We start from the raw sequence: 19,160 nt of genomic DNA on the forward strand, positions 1-19,160 counted from the left end.
CCGCCACAGTGCGCAGCGGCTTCTCCTTGCGCCGGCTACAGTCGGCGCCAAGGAGCTTCCATGCGCACATTCGACTTCGACTTCTTTGTGATCGGCGGCGGCAGCGGTGGCGTGCGCGCTGCCCGTATGGCGGCGCAGCGCGGCGCGCGAGTGGCCCTGGCCGAATGCGCGGAACTCGGCGGCACCTGCGTCAACGTCGGCTGCATCCCCAAGAAGCTCTACAGCTATGCGGCCGGCTATGCAGACGCTTTCGAGGAAGCGGCAGGCTACGGCTGGCATGTCGGCGAAACGCGTTTTGACTGGGCGCGCCTCAAGGCGAATCGGGCACGTGAAATCACGCGGCTCAATGGTGTCTATCGCAACCTGCTCGAAGGCGCGGGCGTGACGCTCATCCAGGGCTGGGCGCAGTTCGCGGACGCCCAAACGGTGCAGGTCGGTGAACGCCGGTTCACGGCCCAGCATGTGTTGATCGCCACCGGCGGCATGCCCTTCGTGCCCGACGTAACGGGCCGTGAGCACATCGTCGTGTCCGACGCGATGTTCGATCTGGACCCGTTTCCGAAGCGGTTGCTGGTGGTGGGCGGCGGCTACATCGCCTGCGAATTCGCCTCGATCTTCAACGGCCTGGGCGCCAAGGTCACGCAGGTGCAGCGCAATGCGCATCTGCTCAATGATTTTGACGAGGATCTTCGGCAGTTCCTTGCCAAGGAGATGACCCGGACCGGCATCGACATCCGGCTGAACAACGAAATCAACATGATCACGCGACTGGAGAGCGGCCTGTGCGCCATGCTCTCTCGCGGCCAGCGGGTGGAGGCCGACGTCATCCTTTTTGCGACAGGCCGGGTGCCCAACACCGAGGGCATGGGGCTCGACGCGGCGGGTGTGGCACTCGACGAGCGCGGGGGCGTGATCGTCGACGCGCACTATCGCAGCTCCGTGCCTTCGATCTATGCGGTCGGCGACGTGTCGACTCGCCAGCAGCTGACGCCGGTCGCTCTGGCGGAGGCAATGGTGGTGGTGGACTCGCTTTTTGGCAAAGGCAAGCGGCAGCTCGACTACGAATACACGCCGACCGCCGTGTTCACGCACCCCAATGTCGGCACCTGCGGCTACACCGAAGCCGCGGCGCGGATGAAGTTCGGCAAGGTCACGATTTTTTCGAGCGAGTTCCGGGCGCTGCGCCACACGCTGTCGGGGAGCGAGGAGCGTACGTTCATGAAGCTGGTCGTCGAGACGGCCAGCGACAAGGTGGTTGGCTTGCACATGGTCGGGCCGGATGCCGGGGAGATCGTTCAGGGGTTTGCGGTGGCGATGCGGGCCGGTGCGACGAAGGCGCTGTTCGACAGCACGATCGGGATTCATCCCACGGTGGCCGAGGAGTTCGTGACCATGCGCGAACCTATGCCCTGACTGTTGCTCGCCCCCAGGCTGCGCGCACTTCGTGTCGCTTCGCCAACCCCCTACCGGGGGCAACACCAGCGGCCTGGCGAAGCCAGTTCCGCGGTGTTCGCGAATTTGGCCGGGCTGCGCCGGCCATTTTTGCTGGTGGCTGCGTGACTTGATGGTGGGCCACAATGTTGCATGCCTTATATGCCTGCGTTTATTGCTCCTGCGCGTTTTACCGATGCTGATGCTGCCCTGGAGCAGGTTCGGCTGATTTATGACGGGGGGTTGCAGCACCTTCGGGATGCGATGCAGCGGTTTGTGGCTGGGGAAAGCCTGCCGGGGCGGGTTCGTGCTTGTTATCCGTTTGTGCGGATCCATACGCACACGGTGTCGCGGCGCACGCCGGTCGCCAATGCGGGGTTGAGCTACGGGTTTGTGTCGGGGCCGGGGCGCTACGAGACGACGCTGACGCGGCCGGATCTGTTTTTGCGGTATTACCGGGAGCAGTTCAGGCTGCTGCTGGAGAACCATCAGGTGGAGCTCGAGATCGGCACGAGCACGCAGCCGATTCCGATTCACTTTTCGTTTGCTGAGAACGATCACATCGAAGGCACGATGAGCGCGGAGCGTCGTGCGCTGATGCGCGATGTCTTCGACCTGCCGGACCTGGGCGCAATGGACGACGGCATCGCGAACGGCACCTTCGAGGCCAAGCCTGGAGAGGCTCAGCCGCTGTCGCTCTTCACGGCGGCGCGGGTCGACTATTCGCTGCATCGCCTGCGCCACTACAGCGGCACGGCGCCGGAATGGTTCCAGAACTTCGTGCTGTTCACCAACTACCAGTTCTACATCGACGAATTCGTGCGGCTCGGACATGAGGCGATGACTGATGAGAAGAGCGAGTACGTCGCCTTCATCGAGCCGGGCAACGTGGTCACGCGCCGCCGCGGGATGGCGGCTGGGTCAAGCCGTGTGTACGGCGAACTGCTCGACGGGACGCAGGGCACGTCGCCGGCCCGCCTGCCGCAGATGCCTGCCTACCACTTGGTGCGTGAGGACTGCACCGGCATCACGATGGTCAACATCGGCGTCGGGCCGGCCAACGCCAAGACCATCACCGATCACGTCGCGGTGCTGCGTCCGCACGCATGGGTGATGCTCGGCCACTGCGCGGGGCTGCGTCAGGGGCAGCGGCTTGGCGACTACGTGCTCGCGCATGCGTACGTTCGCGAAGACCATGTGCTGGACGAGGAGCTTCCACTGTGGGTGCCCATCCCGGCGCTGTCGGAAATCCAGCTCGCTCTCGAAAAGGCGGTGGCCGAGGTCACAGGCACGCAAGGCACCGAGCTCAAGAAGATCATGCGCACGGGGACCGTCGCAAGCACCGACAACCGAAACTGGGAGTTGCTGCCGGGCAACCAGCCCCAGCGCCGCTTCAGCCAGAGCCGCGCGGTCGCGCTCGACATGGAAAGCGCAACCATCGCGGCCAACGGCTTCCGCTTTCGTGTGCCCTACGGCACGCTGCTGTGCGTGAGCGACAAGCCCCTGCATGGCGAGATCAAGCTGCCTGGAATGGCAAACCAGTTCTATCGCGAGCGCGTGGAGCAACACCTGCGCATCGGCATGGCGGCCATCGACGTCCTGCGCAAGGAAGGATCGAGCCGGCTGCACAGCCGCAAGCTGCGCAGCTTTGCGGAAGTGGCGTTTCAGTAGCCGGCCGGCGCGGCGCCCGCTTGGCCGAACAGTGCCGGCGCTTCCCGGCGCGCACGCGGCGTGACCGCCAGCGCGCGGCTGTCCAGATCCTGGCGGACCCAGCCGCGCTCCAATGAAAGCTGCAGCAAGGACGCTGCCAACGCGCCACCAAGATGCGGGCGGCGTTCGCTCCAGTCGAGGCACGCGCAAGCAAACCGCCTGCGCCTGGCGCGCGCCGCTTCGACGTCGACCCCGAGCGCCTCGAGTGCGGCCATGCCTTTCTGCGTGAGGTCATACGACCGGCCCGCACCGTCCGACGAAGCCTTCAGCCAGCCTTGGCTGTGCAAGTGATCGTGCAGTGCCACGCCCACGGCACCGGCCATGTGGTCGTAGCAAGTGCGCGCCGAGCGAAGCCGGCTCGGCGTTGTCGGCCTGAACTCGCTGCGCGTGACGCCGGCAACCACCAGCAGGCTTTCGAGCACGGCAGCCACCTCGCTGCCGGCCAGCCGGAAATACCGGTGCTTGCCTTGCGCAACCGATTCGACAAGCCGCTGCTCCTTGAGGCGCGCCAGATGGGCGCTGGCGGTCGATGCCGCAACTTCGGCGACGGCGGCGAGTTCGGTCGCGGTGCGCGCGTGGCCATCCATCAGGCAGCACAGCATGCGGGAGCGGGCCGGCTCGGCGATGGCGCCTGCGAGCCGGGCGAGATGGGAGTCGGCGGTTGCGTCCATACTTCGATCGTAAGCGAAGTGTGATCGCTTGAAAAGCACCACACTTGCCGCATGAACCATCTCGCCTCACCCACAGACGCCATCGCGGCCGTCACGCACCCCAATCCGTATCCGTGGTACGCCACGCTTCGCAGCGGCCCCGCGCTGGTCCGCGACGAAGGCCTGCGACTGTGGGTTGCGAGCCGTGCCGACGTCGTGCGCGAACTGCTGTCGAGCGATGCCTTGCGTGTGCGGCCCATCGGTGAACCCGTGCCCAATGCGATCGCCGGAACGCCGGCGGGCGAGGTGTTCGGCCAGCTCGTCCGTATGAATGACGGCGAGTTGCACGCGGCTCACAAGCCGGTGCTGCAACGTGCGTTGGCTCGGCTCGATCTCGCCGCGGCGCATGCCGATGCATTGCGGGTCGCTGAAAAGCTGGCGGATGAAACGCTCGGCGATTTCTGCTTCGCGTTCCCGGTCAGCGCCGTGGCGCATCTTCTGGGTTTCGCTGACGAAGCTTTGCCGGCAATATCGCGTTGGATGCGGGACTTCGTAGCCTGCCTGTCGCCGCTGTCGACGCAGGCTCGACTCGACGCCGCCAGCGATGCGGCGGTGGCTTTGATGGCGCGATTCGAGCAGCACGCTGCGGCCGCCCCGGCGCGCGGCGGCAGCCTGCTCGCGGCTGTGCAGACCGAGGCACCGGAGCGCTGCACGAAAGTGCTTCGCGCCAATCTCATCGGCCTGCTGTCGCAAACCTGCGAAGCGACGGCGGGCTTGCTGGGCAACAGCCTGGCCGCGCTGGCACGCGAGCCGAACCTGCGCCGCACGCTCGGTTCACGCTGGGAATTGCTGCCTGCGTTGGTCGAAGAAGTTGCGCGCCACGATCCGTCCGTTCAGAACACGCGCCGCTTCGTCGCGCAAGACGCCGTGATTGCAGGCACCGAACTCGCAGCGGGCGATGCGGTTCTGCTGGTGCTGGGGGCGGCGAATCGGGATCCCGCGCTCAATCCCGCGCCAGCGACTTTCGAACTGATGCGGGCCCGTCGGCAGACGCTGGGCTTTGGTTATGGCAAGCACGCGTGTCCCGGCCAATCGCTCGCCTGCACTGCCGCAGCGGCGGGCCTTCAGGCGCTGCTGTCACGTGGCCTCGCGACCAATGGGCTGCACGAGCGCGGCTGGGACTACCAGCCCTCCGTGAACGCGCGCATTCCTTGCTTCCACTGACCGGACGGCTCACGACGCCTGCGGCCAATTTCCGGTGCCGGCGAGAAAGGGCGACAACTGCGCCGGCCCCCAACGCAGCGGCAAGGCGGCCGGCCGATGGATCGCAGCGACCACTCGCATGCGCAAAAGGCGTTCGGCACCTTCGAAAGCGGCAAGCTCAGGACCGTCCCAGATCACCTCGGCCGTCACCGCCAGCTGAAGCAGATCGCCAGTGTCGAAGTCGATGAACAACAAGCCCGCGCGCGGGTTCACCGCGATATTGCCGAGCGTGTTGAAGAACGAATTGCCGATGAAGTCCGGCACCGTCAGCGCGCCATCGTCAGACACGCGCACGAACCCCGGCCGTCCGCCGCGATGCGATACATCGACGCCGTGCGATGTCGCGCCGTCACCGGCTGAGGGATGCGCTGTCGCGATGAAGAACGTGTCGGCATTCGCCATCATGCGGCGGGCGGCGGCGTCCAGGACATCGATGCGCCGTACAGGCAACCCCGTGCGCGACTCACCGACGAGCAAAGGCTCGCGCGCCTGGATGTACTTCGGGCAGTTGCCGAAGCTCTGCAGCACGGCAACAGTGAAGCCACTTGCATCCATCTCCTCCACCACCCCATTCATCCGATTGCGTCGCCCGGTGTGCGGCTCAATGCCCAAGAGCGCAATCTGAGCGCCACGCACCAGCCCATCCGAGAACGGATCGCCCGCATCCGCATGCGCGTCGATTCGCAAGTGATGCTCATCCGGCGAATGCGCAAACCCCGCTGGCGCAGCCAGCACGCTGGCCCACGGCTGCTTGGTGCCGTCGAGGCTGCCTGCAATCAGGAAGGGCAGTTGCGCAAAGAAAGTCCGATGCTGGTCGGGCATGTAGTCGCGAAGAACGCGCGTGCCGAACATGGCCATGCGCTCCAGCGCGCCCGCGCGCGCCTGCATCGCCTGTTCGCCTTCATGCCAAGCCGACGCAGCAGCCGATGCGGCGGTCATGACGCGAGTCCTCTCCGATGGCTTTAGAGCTTGATCTGCTGGGCGGGTCGGGGTTGAAGACATGCGCTTTCTCCTTGCGAATCCTTGCGGACCTGTTGCAACGCCTTCATTCTGATTTGCTCCTGGCGCAGGAGTAATGGCGCGCAACGCAGTTAACTGCTGCGAATTTCGGATCAATCGAACCCATGGGATCTAATCGCCCCATGGACCGACTCAAAGCCATGCAGACCTTCGTGCAGATCGCCGACCAGGGCAGTCTCACGAAGGCCGCCGAATCGCTGGGCACTTCGCTGCCGGCGGTGGTGCGTTCGCTTGCAGCGCTGGAAGCTCATCTTGGCGTACGGCTCTTCCACCGCACCACGCGACGCATCTCGCTCACCGAAGAAGGCCGCAGCTATCTGCAAAGCGTCCGAGAGGTGCTCGCCGCAGCCGATGCGGCCGATCGTTCACTCACGCTGGATGCGACGGAGCCGGCAGGGCTGCTCACGATCACCGCGCCCGTGATGTTCGGGCACATGTACGTTTCGCCGGCCGTGGTGCGCTTTCTCCAGCGCTACGACAAGATGCGCTGCAGCGTACTGCTCCAGGATCGGTCCGTGAACCTGCTCGAAGAAGGCGTCGACGTCGGCATACGCATCAGCAAGCTCGAGGATTCGTCGCTCGTGGCGCAGCAACTCGGCAGCATTCGCCGCGTGGTGGTTGCAAGCCCGGACTTCTTGCGTCGTCACGGCACACCGATGCATCCGCGCGAACTGCGAGATGCGAATTGCGTGCGCATCCATCCGTCCACGGTCGGCCCATGGATGTTTCGCGAAGACGGGCGGCCGCTGTCGATCGCGACCCGTGGAAACCTGGAGTTCAATCACATCGCGCCGGCTGTGGAAGCCTGCGCAGCAGGGGTGGGCTTCGGCAACTTTTTCTCCTATCAGGTGCTGCCGATGGTGGCGCAGGGCCGCCTGGAGTTGGTCTTGACGGCGTTCGAGCCGCCGCCCCGGCCAGTGAGCGTGATCTATCCGAATGCGCGGCTGCTGCCCGCCCGGACGCGCGCCTTCATCGACTGGATGAAGGCCGAGTTCGACGGTCTTCGCCTCTGAAGCCGGGCGCCATGCCAGCCTCCGATGCGCCACAATGCCCCGGTGCCGACCCCGCCCGCCCCCCTCTTTCAGGCCCGCAACCTCCATAAACGCTACGGAACGACGACCGTGGTGGACGACCTCTCCTTCGAGATCGCGCCCGGAGAGTGCCTCGGCGTGATCGGCCCGAACGGCGCGGGCAAGACGACCACGATCCGCATGTGCCTCGGTCTCACCGCGCCGGACCACGGAACGATCGAAGGGTTGGGCGGGCTTTCGATGCCGCGCGACGGGCGGGCCATCAAGGCTCAGTTGGGCGTGGTGAGCCAGTTCGATACGCTCGACCCCGATTTCAGCTGCGCCGAAAACCTGATGGTCTACGCGCGCTATTTCGGCATGCGGCGCGCGGAGATCACGCCGCGCATCCCGCAGCTGCTGGAGTTCGCGGCGCTCTCGCACAAGGCAGACGCCAAGCCCGGCGAACTGTCCGGCGGGATGCGGCGCCGCCTCTCCCTGGCCCGTGCGCTGGTCAACGATCCGAAGCTGTTGATGCTCGACGAGCCGACGACGGGGCTCGATCCGCAGGCGCGCCACCTGATGTGGGAAAGGCTCCAGGTCCTGCTTCAGCAGGGCAAGTCGATCCTGCTGACCACGCACTTCATGGATGAGGCCGAGCGGCTGTGTTCGCGCTTGCTCGTGCTGGACCATGGCCGCAAGATCGCGGAAGGCCGTCCGCGCGACCTGATCGCTCAATACCTCGAGCCGGACGTTGTCGAGTTGTACGGCAACGGCGCGCTCGAACTGGCGCGGTCGCCGCTCAAGGACTATGCCGCGCGCGTGGAAGTCAGCGGCGAGACGGTGTTCTTCTATACGCAGGATGCGCGCGGGCTGATGGCTGCGCTCGGCGATCGCAGCGGCTTGCGAACCTTTCATCGGCCTGCCAATCTGGAAGACTTGTTCCTCAAACTGACCGGCCGCCAAATACGCGAAGACGGCTGAAGAGCCTGCAAGAAGGGGCAACGATGAGCATGCAGATGGATACGACTTCGCCAATCGCCGAGGCGCCGGCGGTGTCGGTGTGGCGCCCGCCCGAACTCTCGATGCGCTGGTGGCCAGTGTTTCTGCGCAACCTGCTGGTGTGGCGCAAGCTCGCGATCCCGAGCCTGATCGGCAACATCGCCGAACCGCTGATCTGGCTGGTGGCTTTCGGGTACGGCATGGGGGCGCTGGTCGGCAAGGTCGAGGTCGACGGCACGCGCATCCCCTACATCCTGTTTCTGGCGAGCGGCTCCATCTGCATGAGTGCGATGAACGCGGCCTCGTTCGAGGCGCTCTACTCCGCGTTTTCGCGCATGCACGTCCAGAAGACGTGGGACGGCATCATGAACGCGCCGGTGGGGCTCGATGACGTGGTGCTGGCCGAGATGCTCTGGGCTGCCTTCAAGGCGATCTTCACGACCACGGCGATCATGTTTGTGATGCTGGCCCTGGGCATCAGCCACAGCCCCAAGCTGATCATCGCGTGGTTCGTGCTGGCGGGTGCGGGCATCACCTTTTCGTGCATTGCGCTGATCTTCAATGCGCTGGCGAAGGGGTACGACTTCTTCACCTACTACTTCACGCTCTTCATGACGCCGATGATGTTCCTGTCGGGCGTGTTCTTTCCGCTGGACCAACTGCCCGATGCCGTGCGCGCGGTTGCCGCGTGGCTGCCCCTGACGAATGCGGTGATGCTGGTGCGGCCGCTTTTCATGGACCAGTGGCCGCCGGACTGGTGGCGGCACGCGCTCGTGCTGATGGCGTACACCGTGGCCGCCTTCTGGATCGCACTGGGTTTGACACGCAAGCGGTTCCAAGCCTGAGGAGACGACATGAAACAAGACATCGGCAGCGCGGTCCTGGCGTCGGCCTTCCTTCTCGTTCTCAGTGCCTGCACCACGGCACCGCCTGCATCGCCGCCCGCCAATGCCTCCGCCGCATTGACAACGAAGCCCGCCGCGTGGGCCGCGCCCGAGGCGATCGTGGCGCCTTCAGCGTTTTCGGGCGTGCACGGGCTCGCCATCGACAAGCAGGGCCGCTTGCTTGCCGGCTCCGTCGTCGGCAACACGATGTGGGAAGTCGACCGGAAGACCGGCACCGCGAGCGTCTTCATCAAGAGCGTCGAAGGGCAGGCCGACGACATCGCGGTCGGCCCCAACGGCGAACTCGCCTGGACCAACTACCTGATGGGCATGTTGCGCATGCGCGAGAACGACAACGCGCCGATGCGGGTGGTCGCGAAGGACCTGCCCGGACTCAACTCGCTCGACTTCGACCGGCGTAACGGCAAGCTCTATGCCTCGCAGGTCTTCCTGGGCGACGCCCTATGGGAGATCGACCGGACGGGTCAGAAGCCGCCCCGCCTCATCAAGAAGGACATGGGCGGCTTCAACGGCTTCGAGGTGGGGCCGGACGGCATGCTCTACGGCCCGCTGTGGTTCAAGGGCCAGGTCGTGAGGATCGATCCGGCCAATGGCGCGATGACGGTGATCGCCGACGGATTCAAGATCCCCGCCGCCGCCAATCTCGACGGCAAGGGCAACCTGTGGGTGGTCGATGCGCGCAGCGGCGAACTGGTGCGCGTGGATCTGGCCACTGGACGCAAGACCGTCGCCAAGCAGCTCAAGCCGTCGCTTGACAACTTGGCGATCGCGCCGGACGGGACCATCTATGTCTCGAACATGGCGGACAACTCGGTCCAGGCTTTCAATCCCGACACGGGCGAACTGCGGCTGCTGACTGGCGGCAGGCTCGCGGTGCCGGCCGGCATGAAGATCGACGGCAACGATCTCTGGGTGGCCGATGTCTTCGGTTTCCGCCAAGTGGATGCCAGCACCGGCGCTGTGCGCGACGTCTTCCGCATGCAGCGCGATCCGGATCTGGAGTATCCGTTTGCGGTGGGCCTTTCGGCGACGCACTTCGCACTCGCGTCATGGTTCACGGGCACGGTGCAGTTGGTGGATCGGAAGACACTGAAGACCACCGCCGTCGTGCACGCACTGAAAGCACCTTACGACGCCATACCGATGCCCGACGGCAGCGTGATCTACGCCGAACTTGCCACCGGCAGCGTGACGCGCGCGAGCGGCCCGAAGTTCGAGAACAAGGAAGTCATCGCCAGCGGCCTTGGCGGGCCGGTCCAGATGATCGTCGGCAAGGACGGTGCGCTCTACGTCACGGAGGCCGCGGGCAAGCTGACGCGCATTCCCCTGGACGCGAGCGCGCCGCTGCGCACCATCGCCGAAGGCTTGGCCATGCCCGAAGGCGTGGCGCAGACGCCGTGGGGCAGCTTCATCGTGGCGGAAAGCGCGGCGCGGCGGCTCGTCGAGATCGACCCTGTGAGCGGCACGCGCCGCACGGTCGCCGAAGGACTGCCGATCGGCCTCGAAGGCGGCCCGGGCATGCCGCCGCCCTATGTGCCGACCGGCGTCGCAGTCGGCAGCGACGGCACCATCTACGTGAGCGCGGACCGCAACAACGCGCTCTACCGGATCCGGCCGCAGCGCTGAGCCTGCCGCGGCCCCGGGCTCATCCGGTAGCCACTTCCCGCAAGCAGCCTTTCCGGTCGCCGCCTACAGTCTGCGCCATGCAATACACGCACGAGCATCTCGAAATCCAGAGGACGATGCGCCGTTTCATTGACGAGGAGATCAATCCGCACGTCGATGAATGGGAAGAGGCCGAGAGCTTTCCGGCGCACGAGATCTTCAGGAAGCTGGCGGCGCTCGGGCTGCTCGGCCTCAACAAGCCGGAGGCGTACGGCGGCTCGGGACTCGACTATTCGTACGCGATGGCAATGGCCGAGGCCTTGGGCCACGTGAGCTGCGGCGGCGTGCCGATGGCCATCGGCGTGCAGACCGACATGTGCACGCCCGCGCTCGCCCGCTTCGGCAGCGACGCACTGCGGCGCGAATTCCTGGCGCCGGCCATCGCAGGCGAAACGGTGGGCTGCATCGGCGTCAGCGAGCCCGGGGCCGGCAGCGACGTCGCCGGCCTGAAGACGCATGCACGCAAGGACGGCGGCGACTACCTGATCACCGGCCAGAAGATGTGGATCACCAACAGCCTGCAAGCCGACTGGATGTGCATGCTGGTCAACACCGGCGATGGGCCGGTGCATCGGAACAAATCGCTCGTGATGGTTCCGATGGACAGCCCCGGCATCGAGAAAGCCCGGAAGATCCGCAAGATCGGCATGCATTCGAGCGACACCGGGCTCATCTATTTCGACAACGTGCGCGTGCCGCAAAGCAATCGCATCGGCGAGGAAGGCCAGGGCTTCGTCTACCAGATGCAGCAGTTCCAGGAAGAGCGCCTGTGGTGCGCCGCCAGCTCGCTGGAACCGCTGGACGATTGCATCGCCCAGACCATCGAATGGGCGCAGCAGCGAAAGCTGTTCGGGGGCACGCTGGCCGACCAGCAGTGGGTGCAGTTCAAGCTGGCCGAACTCAAGACCGAGGTCGAGGCGCTGCGGGCGCTCACCTATCGCGCCTGCGATCTGCACGTGCAGGGCCAGGACGTGACCGAACTCGCGTCGATGGCCAAGCTCAAATGCGGCCGGCTCACCCGAGAGGTGGCGGACACCTGCCTGCAGTTCTGGGGCGGCATGGGCTTCACCTGGGAAAACCGGGTGTCGCGCCTGTATCGCGACGGTCGACTGGCCTCGATCGGTGGTGGTGCGGACGAGGTCATGCTCGGCATCCTCGCCAAGACGATGGGCATCGCGAAGAAGCCGCCGCAGGGTTGAGCGAAACGGCGACGCGCGAGTGGAATTCAGCGCGCGGCGGCGCGCAGCTTGTCCTTTTTGCTCGGCCGCTTTCCCTTGATGCCGCCCGAATTCGAAGCGGGTGCGGCCGGCGTCGCCGTCTCCACGGGCTCGAAGCCTGCGACCCGCTCGCGCGGCACGTTCAGGCCCTGGCGCTTTTCGATGAGCCGGAAGTGCGCCTCAGTGTCGGCGCTGACGAAGCTCACGGCCAGCCCGCTCGCCCCGGCGCGGCCCGTGCGTCCGATGCGGTGGACGTAGTCGACAGCCGAGCGCGGCAGGTCGTAGTTCACGACGACCGGCAACTGGACCACGTCGATGCCACGGGCCGCGAGATCGGTGGCAATGACCGCCTTCACCTTCGAAGCCTTGAAGTCGGTCAGCACCTGCGTGCGCTTGCCCTGGCTCAGCAAGCCATGAAAAGGCTCGGCGTCGACGCCCGCCTTGCGCAGCTTGTCGGCGACGATCTCCGAAGCATGCTTGGTGGCAACGAAGACCAGCACGCGCGGCCATCCACTCTTTTCGATCAGTTGCCGCAACAACTGCGTGCGCCGGCTGGCGTCGACTTCGATCGCGCGCTGCTGGATCGTGGGTTCCTCCGCCGCTTCGGAGGCGACCTCCACGCGGACCGGATTGCGCAGCAACGCTTCAGCCAGCGACTGGATCGCCTGCGGAAAGGTCGCCGAGAAAAGCAGGTTCTGGCGCCGTTCGGGCAACAGCGCGAGGATGCGATTCAGCTCTTCGGCGAAGCCAAGATCGAACAGGCGATCGGCTTCGTCGAGCACCAGCGTCGACACCGTCGACAGCCTGAGCGCGCGATGATCGATGAGATCGAGCAAGCGCCCCGGCGTGGCGATCATGATGTCGGCGCCGCCGCGCAGCGCCATCATCTGCGGGTTGATCGACACGCCGCCGAAGGCGACCGCAATCTTCAGCGGCACGGGCAGGTGCTGCGCGAGGCCGCGCATGGATTCGCCCACCTGTGCAGCCAGCTCGCGCGTGGGCACCAGAATCAACGCGCGCAGCCGCCGGGGCGTCTGGCGCGGCTCGGCGGCGAGCCGCTGGAGCAGGGGCAGCGAGAATGCCGCGGTCTTGCCGGAGCCGGTGCGAGCCGCGCCCAGCAGGTCGCGCCCCTGCAGGATGGGCGGAATGGCTTCGAGTTGAATGGCCGTGGGCGCCGCATAGCCCTTGTCGGTGGCGGCACGCACCAGGGCGGGATCGAGTCCCAGGGAATTGAAAGACATGGTGAATTGGAACAGCATCGGCACGAGGCGCAAAGATGAGCCCTGAAGACCTCGAACGACTCGTCACGCTGGAGATGCCCTTCGGCAAGTACAAGGGCCGGGTGATCGCGGACCTGCCCGGCAACTATCTCACCTGGTTCGCCCGCGAGGGCTTTCCCAAGGGCGAGATCGGCAGGCTCCTGGCGCTGATGCACGAGATCGATCACAACGGCCTCAAGGGTCTGCTGAAGCCGCTCCGCCGAGGCGGCTGAGCGCCTGGGTGGCCGGCTGGTACGTGGAAGTCCGTACAGCCCTGGTCAGCCAGGAGTCAGGCACGCGGGACGACCCTCGCTCCACAAAACCGAGGAGCGAGACATGCGCGTCAAGAGTCAGGCAGACTTCTTTTCAGGAGTCATGTTCACAGCCATAGGAGCGGCCTTCGCCATTGGCGCGACCTCCTACACCGTCGGCAACGGCGCCCGGATGGGGCCCGGCTACTTTCCCCTCATGCTCGGAATCCTGCTGGCAGTCCTCGGCGCGGCGGTGATGTTCCAGTCGCTGGTGGTCGAGACGGTCGACGGCGACCCCATCGGCAAGTGGGCGTGGAAGCCGCTCTTCTTCGTGCTGGCGGCCAATCTCGCGTTCGGCGTGCTGCTCGGCGGACTGCCCAGCATCGGCGTACCCGCCATGGGAATGATCCTCGCGATCTACGCGCTGACCATCATCTCCAGCCTCGCAGGCGCGCATTTCAAGTTGCGCGACGTGCTCGTTCTTTCGACCATCCTTGCCGTGGGCAGCTACATCGCCTTCATTTGGGCGCTCAAGCTGCAGATCCAGGTCTGGCCCACCTTCGTTTCGGGCTGAGGAGACCACCATGGATCTGATTCAAAACCTTGCAACCGGCTTCGGCGTTGCGTTCACCCTCACCAACCTGCTCTATTGCCTCGTCGGCTGCATCCTGGGCACGCTGATTGGCGTGCTGCCGGGGATCGGGCCGGTCGCGACCATCGCGATGCTGTTGCCGGCGACCTACGCGCTGCCGCCCGTGTCGGCGCTGATCATGCTGGCCGGCATCTACTACGGCGCGCAATACGGCGGATCGACCACCGCGATCCTGGTCAACCTGCCGGGCGAATCATCTTCAGTAGTGACCTGTATCGACGGCTACCAGATGGCGCGGCAAGGTCGCGCGGGTCCGGCACTTGCCGCCGCGGGACTGGGCTCGTTCTTTGCAGGCTGTGTCGGCACGCTGATCCTGGCGGCCTTCGCGCCGCCGCTGACCGAGCTGGCCTTCAAGTTCGGCCCGGCCGAGTACTTCTCGCTGATGGTGCTGGGCCTGATCGGCGCCGTGGTGCTGGCTTCGGGTTCGCTGCTCAAGGCAGTCGCGATGATCGTGCTGGGGCTGCTGCTCGGCATCGTCGGCACCGACGTGAACTCGGGCGTCGCACGCTTCAGCTTCGACATCCCCGAACTGACCGACGGCATCGGCTTCGTGGTGATTGCCATGGGTGTCTTCGGCTATGGCGAAATCATCGGCAATCTTTCGCAGCCTGATGACGAACGCGAAGTGTTCACGTCCGAGGTCAAGGGCCTGTGGCCCACCAAGCAGGACTTCAAGGACATGGCGCCCGCTGTATTGCGCGGCACCGCCCTGGGTTCGGCGCTTGGCATCCTGCCCGGCGGCGGTGCGTTGCTGGCGTCATTCGCTTCGTATGCGCTCGAAAAAAAGATGCGCGGCAAACCCGGCGAAGTGCCTTTTGGCAAGGGCAACATCCGCGGTGTGGCCGCGCCGGAGTCGGCCAACAACGCCGGCGCGCAGACTTCCTTCATTCCGCTGCTCACGCTGGGCATTCCGCCCAACGCCGTGATGGCGCTGATGGTCGGCGCCATGACCATCCACAACATCCAGCCCGGCCCGCAGGTGATGACCAGCAACCCCGAGCTCTTCTGGGGCCTGATCGCCTCGATGTGGATCGGAAATGCGATGCTGATCATCCTGAATCTGCCGCTCATCGGCATGTGGATCAAGCTGCTGACGGTGCCTTACAAGTTCCTGTTCCCGGCGATCGTGCTGTTCTGCGCGATTGGCGTTTACTCGACCAACAACAACACCTTCGACGTGTGGATGGTGGCGGCCTTCGGGTTCATCGGCTATCTCTTCCTCAAGCTGCGCACCGAGCCGGCCCCACTGCTGCTGGGCTTCATCCTGGGGCCGATGATGGAAGAGAACCTGCGGCGCGCGCTGCTGCTGTCGCGCGGCGACTGGAGCGTGTTCATCACGCGGCCCTTGTCCGCCGGGCTGCTGGCGGCAGCCTGCCTGCTGCTGGGGATCGTCCTGCTGCCATCGATCAAGGCCAAGCGGGAAGAAGCCTTCGTGGAAGAGTGACGAGGCGCGAGACGACGAGGCCCCGGCGCAGTGATCACGCGCCGGGCAGCACCCGCCAAGCGGGCACCTTGCGCTGAAAGCCCTTGAGTTCGAGTTCGCCCGCCTGCTCGGTCGACCAGTCGGGGTTCGGGGACATCTCGTGCAACACGCCTTGCACGCGTTGCGAGATGAGGATTTCCCCGGCCGCGGCCTCCGAGCACAGCCGCGCCGCAAGATTGGTCACCGTGCCGATCGCGCCGTAGTCGATTCGCCCATCGAAGCCGATGCCGCCGAGCGTCGCGAAGCCCTGTGCAATGCCGATGCCCATGTGCAGGTCGTACCCGCGCCGGCGCCACTGCACGCTCAGCACGGCCAGTTCCTGCTGCATCTGCAACGCCATGCGCAATGCGCGCACGGGTGCATCGGCAACCGGCTGAGGATCGTTGAAGAAGATCATCATCCCGTCGCCGGAGAAGCGCTCCAGAGTGCCCTCGTGCGCAAGCACCAGGCGCCCCATCGCGGCGTGGTACTGCGCAAGGACCGCCATCACTTCTTCAGGGTCCGCAGTCTCGGTGAAAGCGGTGAAACCGCGCAAATCAAGAAACACCACCGTGATCTCGCGCCGATGGCTCTTCAGCGGATCGTCGGCACCGCCGGCAAGAATGGCCTCCGCCAACTGCGGCGAGAAGAAGCGCTTGAGTTGCCCCACGCGGTCGAGCTGCCGCACGCTTTCGGCGACGCGCTGCTCCAGCGTGGTGTTCCATGCCTGCAGTTCGGCCCTCTGCCGCTGCACCTCGTCGTACAGGGTCTTCACGCGCAAGAGCGATCGCACGCGAGCCAGCAGCTCCGCCTGGTTGATGGGCTTGCCGAGGAAATCGTCAGCGCCGGCGTTCAGGCCGTTCATGCGCTCCTGCTCCGGATTCAGCGCCGTCACCAACACCACGGGCAGGACGCCAAGCGCCGGATCGGCGCGAATGGCGCGACAGACGTCGTAGCCGTTCATGCCCGGCATCATCACGTCGAGCAGCACGAGGTCCGGCGCGTCGGCGGCGATGCGGGCCAGCGCTTCTTCGCCCGATGCGGCGGTGCTGGTGCGATAGCCGCGGGCGGTGAGGATGTCCGAGAGCAGCCTGACGTTGGTCGCCAGGTCGTCGACGACGAGGATGTGCGCGCTCATTCCACAGTCTCCAGTAGCTGCAGCGGCAGAACCAGCGTGAAGGTCGAACCTTCTCCGATGCGGCTTTGGACCGTGAGGGTCCCGCCGTGCAATTCCGCGAACCGACGGGCGAGCGACAAGCCCAGGCCGGTGCCCTCCGCCTTGCGCAGATAGTCGGCGCCGACCTGCCTGAACTCATCGAACACCACAGCCTGGTCTTCGGGTGCGATGCCCACGCCGGTGTCCGCCACGCTCAGCTCGACCACTGCGCCGTCGAAGCCTTCCATGCGCCGCGCCGTCAGGCTCACGTGTCCACCGGCTGGCGTGAACTTCACCGCGTTCGACAACAGATTGACCACGATCTGCTTGACCTTGCGCGCATCGGCGATCCACTCGCTCAGGCCCTCCCCGACGTCCAGTGCAATCGAAAGGCCATTGCGCTGGGCGTGCTCGCGCACGAGCGTCAACGCGTTTTCGAGCAGCGAGCCGAAGTCGAAGCAACTGAGGTCGAGCTCCATGCGGCCCGCTTCGACCTTCGAGAGATCCAGCACGTCATTGATCAAGGTCAGCAGGTGCTGGCCCGACGAGTGGATGTCCCTCAAATACTCCATCTGCTTGTCGTTGAGTTCGCCGCACATCCGCTCGGTCAGCACTTCGGAGAAACCGATGATCGCGTTCAAGGGCGTGCGCAACTCGTGCGACATGTTGGCGAGGAATTCCGACTTGTGCTGGTTGGCAATCTGCAGTTGGCGGCTCTTGTCCTCGATCTCCTGGAAGAGGCGCGCATTCTGGATGGCGATCACCGCCTGGTCGGCAAAGGTTTCCACGAGCCGAATCTCCGCATCCGAAAACGGCCGTACCTCTCGTCGCACCACCGCGATGATGCCGAAGGAGGCACCCTCTCGCACCATCGGAACACCGAGCACGGTGCGAAATTGGTGGCGCGATTGAGGATCTCGCGACTCCGGGTATTCGGAATGCACGAGCTTCGAAACGTCGTCGACATGCACTGTGCGCCGTTCGACAAATGCGCGCCCCACCACGGACCCGCGGGTCTGCGGCAGGATTTCGTCGCGGCCGGTGGCAGTGCCATCGTTGACGCCCTGGTAGCCCGTCATCGACCGCAGGTGGTCGCCTTCGGGCAGCCACACCCTGCAGCCATGCGCCCTGCAGAGCACCGCCGAGCGCTCGGCAACCGCCCACAGCACGGGTTGCAGATCCGTCGGCGATCGGCTGATGACCCTGAGGATCTCCGCCGTGGCGGTCTGGTATTCGAGCGACGCGGTCAGTTCGGCAGTGCGCTGCTCGACTTTGCGTTCGAGTTCGCCGTACGACTCGCGCAGCTGCGCCGACATGCGATTGAACTGCTGCGCGAGCCCTTCGAGTTCGTCGCCTGTGTCCACGACGATCTTCTGGTTCAAGTCCCCCTGGCCGATGCGGCGCGCGCCCCTTGCGAGCGTGCGAATCGGCTGCACCATGCTTCGAGCCAACGCCGATGCGGCCAGCGCGGAAATCGCCAGGCCGGCCAGCAGCAGCAAGGCAGTGCGCAGGATCGATGCGTTCAGCTTGGCGTACACCTCGCCAATCGGTTGTTCGACGAAGACCTTCCAGCCCAATGACGGGATTGGCGCCACCGAAGTCAACACCGTCGCGCCTTGAAGATCGCGCGAGACCATCGCTTCTTCTTTCTGTGCAACATCGGCCGCGGCCGCCTGCACGTGCGGCAAGGACGAAAGACGGGTCTTGCGCAGCACCAGGCCGATGTCAGGGTCGGCCACGAGCAGACCATTGCTGTCGACGACGTAGGCCTTGCCTTTCTGGCCGATCTGGATGCGCGAGACCACTTCCCAGATGAACTTGAGGTTCAGCTCGGCCACGGTGACCGGCCCCTTCTGGCCACCGGCGCGTATGGCGACCGCCATGTAGGGCTCGGTGTCGCGGTTGAAGTACACGGGCCCGAACCAGGTCGCGTCCGCCAGGGCATCGCGGAAGGGCGCCTCCGGCGACCGATCCTTGCCTGAACCCAGGACGTCCATGCCCAGCCGCGATACAGAGATCTGCTCGCGGCCCGTTGGATCGAGCTGCGCAATGTCGGTCACCTCGGGTGCCTGCCGCATCAGACGCCAGAACTCCGTGCGCCGCGATTCCAGGTCCGACGCATCGAGCTGCGCCAACGACGCGTACGCCAGTTGCTGCGAAATCTGGTCCACATACTGCGCGATCCGCGAAGCCGCACCCAGGGCCTTTTCGTGCTGCACGCTGGCCAGGGCCGCCTTGCTCTCCTGATACGAAAAGTAAAGACCGATCGCGCTCGACGCCAGCAGCACACTGCTGACCAGCGAAAAAATCAGCAGCAGGTACTTGCGAAACAGACGCCCGCGATGAATGTCGCGCGACGCCGGCGAAAACATCGTGAAGCGCCGGCCCGGGGTCGCCGGCGCGAGTTCGCCCGAGAGCGAAGCGGGGGACGAATCCGGGATGGGCATGGCCATTCCATTGGACATCGCCCATCCAACAGTGGGAAGACGGCAGGACGGGTAGGCCTATTG

Annotated in this window: 16 protein-coding genes; 11 read left to right on the forward strand and 5 right to left on the reverse strand. The window is 65.4% G+C overall.

The features are described from left to right. The first annotated feature begins 60 nt into the window (after window positions 1-60). Entirely contained in the window at window positions 61-1,413 is a 1,353-nt protein-coding gene (gene gorA, locus AC1DEK_RS09670; protein ID WP_478125007.1) for a glutathione-disulfide reductase, read from the forward strand. Window positions 1,414-1,584: 171 nt separating this feature from the next. After that, the gene (locus tag AC1DEK_RS09675; RefSeq protein WP_478125008.1) at window positions 1,585-3,102 is read left to right on the forward strand and encodes an AMP nucleosidase; all 1,518 of its coding nucleotides are present in this window, start codon (window positions 1,585-1,587) and stop codon (window positions 3,100-3,102) included. Here the strand turns inward: AC1DEK_RS09675 and AC1DEK_RS09680 are convergent. Continuing rightward, window positions 3,096-3,812, reverse strand: a complete 717-nt coding sequence (locus AC1DEK_RS09680; protein WP_478125009.1) for an ArsR/SmtB family transcription factor — start codon at window positions 3,810-3,812, stop codon at window positions 3,096-3,098. The two genes, AC1DEK_RS09675 and AC1DEK_RS09680, sit on opposite strands and share 7 nt — an antisense overlap. Window positions 3,813-3,863: 51 nt before the next feature. On the opposite strand from AC1DEK_RS09680, the gene AC1DEK_RS09685 reads away from it, so the two are divergent. Beyond that, window positions 3,864-5,015: a cytochrome P450 gene (locus AC1DEK_RS09685; RefSeq protein WP_478125010.1), complete on the forward strand. Its 1,152-nt coding sequence runs from the start codon at window positions 3,864-3,866 to the stop codon at window positions 5,013-5,015. Window positions 5,016-5,024: 9 nt separating this feature from the next. Here the strand turns inward: AC1DEK_RS09685 and AC1DEK_RS09690 are convergent, their stop codons facing one another. After that, window positions 5,025-5,993, reverse strand: a complete 969-nt coding sequence (locus AC1DEK_RS09690; RefSeq protein ID WP_478125011.1) for a pyridoxamine 5'-phosphate oxidase family protein — start codon at window positions 5,991-5,993, stop codon at window positions 5,025-5,027. A 203-nt stretch (window positions 5,994-6,196) separates the two neighbouring features. Between AC1DEK_RS09690 and AC1DEK_RS09695 the strand changes: the two genes are divergently transcribed. The 5 genes from AC1DEK_RS09695 (at window position 6,197) to AC1DEK_RS09715 (ending at window position 11,852) form a co-directional block, all read left to right on the forward strand. Then, window positions 6,197-7,087: a LysR family transcriptional regulator gene (locus tag AC1DEK_RS09695; protein ID WP_478125012.1), complete on the forward strand. Its 891-nt coding sequence runs from the start codon at window positions 6,197-6,199 to the stop codon at window positions 7,085-7,087. A gap of 24 nt (window positions 7,088-7,111) precedes the next feature. Further along, window positions 7,112-8,065: an ATP-binding cassette domain-containing protein gene (locus AC1DEK_RS09700; protein WP_478125013.1), complete on the forward strand. Its 954-nt coding sequence runs from the start codon at window positions 7,112-7,114 to the stop codon at window positions 8,063-8,065. A gap of 29 nt (window positions 8,066-8,094) precedes the next feature. Continuing rightward, window positions 8,095-8,928 (forward strand): ABC transporter permease, encoded by an 834-nt coding sequence (locus tag AC1DEK_RS09705; RefSeq protein WP_478125283.1) that lies wholly within the window; start codon window positions 8,095-8,097, stop codon window positions 8,926-8,928. Between the two features lie 9 nt (window positions 8,929-8,937). Further along, the gene (locus tag AC1DEK_RS09710) at window positions 8,938-10,614 is read left to right on the forward strand and encodes a Vgb family protein (RefSeq protein WP_478125014.1); all 1,677 of its coding nucleotides are present in this window, start codon (window positions 8,938-8,940) and stop codon (window positions 10,612-10,614) included. Window positions 10,615-10,691: 77 nt separating this feature from the next. Next, entirely contained in the window at window positions 10,692-11,852 is a 1,161-nt protein-coding gene (locus tag AC1DEK_RS09715; RefSeq protein ID WP_478125015.1) for an acyl-CoA dehydrogenase family protein, read from the forward strand. A 26-nt stretch (window positions 11,853-11,878) separates the two neighbouring features. Here the strand turns inward: AC1DEK_RS09715 and AC1DEK_RS09720 are convergent, their stop codons facing one another. Beyond that, window positions 11,879-13,111 carry a DEAD/DEAH box helicase gene (locus AC1DEK_RS09720; RefSeq protein ID WP_478125016.1) on the reverse strand — a complete coding sequence of 411 codons (1,233 nt, stop codon included), beginning with the start codon at window positions 13,109-13,111 and terminating at the stop codon, window positions 11,879-11,881. 35 nt (window positions 13,112-13,146) lie between these two features. Between AC1DEK_RS09720 and AC1DEK_RS09725 the strand changes: the two genes are divergently transcribed. The 3 genes from AC1DEK_RS09725 (at window position 13,147) to AC1DEK_RS09735 (ending at window position 15,476) form a co-directional block, all read left to right on the forward strand. Next, a complete protein-coding gene (locus AC1DEK_RS09725; protein ID WP_478125017.1) occupies window positions 13,147-13,362 on the forward strand; it encodes a DUF3820 family protein in 216 nt (71 codons plus the stop codon). A gap of 103 nt (window positions 13,363-13,465) precedes the next feature. Further along, window positions 13,466-13,954, forward strand: a complete 489-nt coding sequence (locus AC1DEK_RS09730; protein ID WP_478125018.1) for a tripartite tricarboxylate transporter TctB family protein — start codon at window positions 13,466-13,468, stop codon at window positions 13,952-13,954. Between the two features lie 10 nt (window positions 13,955-13,964). Further along, window positions 13,965-15,476 (forward strand): tripartite tricarboxylate transporter permease, encoded by a 1,512-nt coding sequence (locus tag AC1DEK_RS09735; protein WP_478125019.1) that lies wholly within the window; start codon window positions 13,965-13,967, stop codon window positions 15,474-15,476. Window positions 15,477-15,510: 34 nt separating this feature from the next. On the opposite strand, the gene AC1DEK_RS09740 is transcribed toward AC1DEK_RS09735, so the two are convergent. Both AC1DEK_RS09740 and AC1DEK_RS09745 read right to left on the reverse strand, forming a co-directional pair. After that, the gene (locus AC1DEK_RS09740) at window positions 15,511-16,632 is read right to left on the reverse strand and encodes an adenylate/guanylate cyclase domain-containing protein (RefSeq protein ID WP_478125020.1); all 1,122 of its coding nucleotides are present in this window, start codon (window positions 16,630-16,632) and stop codon (window positions 15,511-15,513) included. Continuing rightward, window positions 16,629-19,097 carry a sensor histidine kinase gene (locus tag AC1DEK_RS09745; RefSeq protein WP_478125021.1) on the reverse strand — a complete coding sequence of 823 codons (2,469 nt, stop codon included), beginning with the start codon at window positions 19,095-19,097 and terminating at the stop codon, window positions 16,629-16,631. Before AC1DEK_RS09745 ends, AC1DEK_RS09740 begins: the two co-directional genes overlap by 4 nt. Between the last annotated feature and the right edge of the window lie 63 nt (window positions 19,098-19,160).

The organism is Variovorax sp. 10N420 (assembly GCF_056394705.1).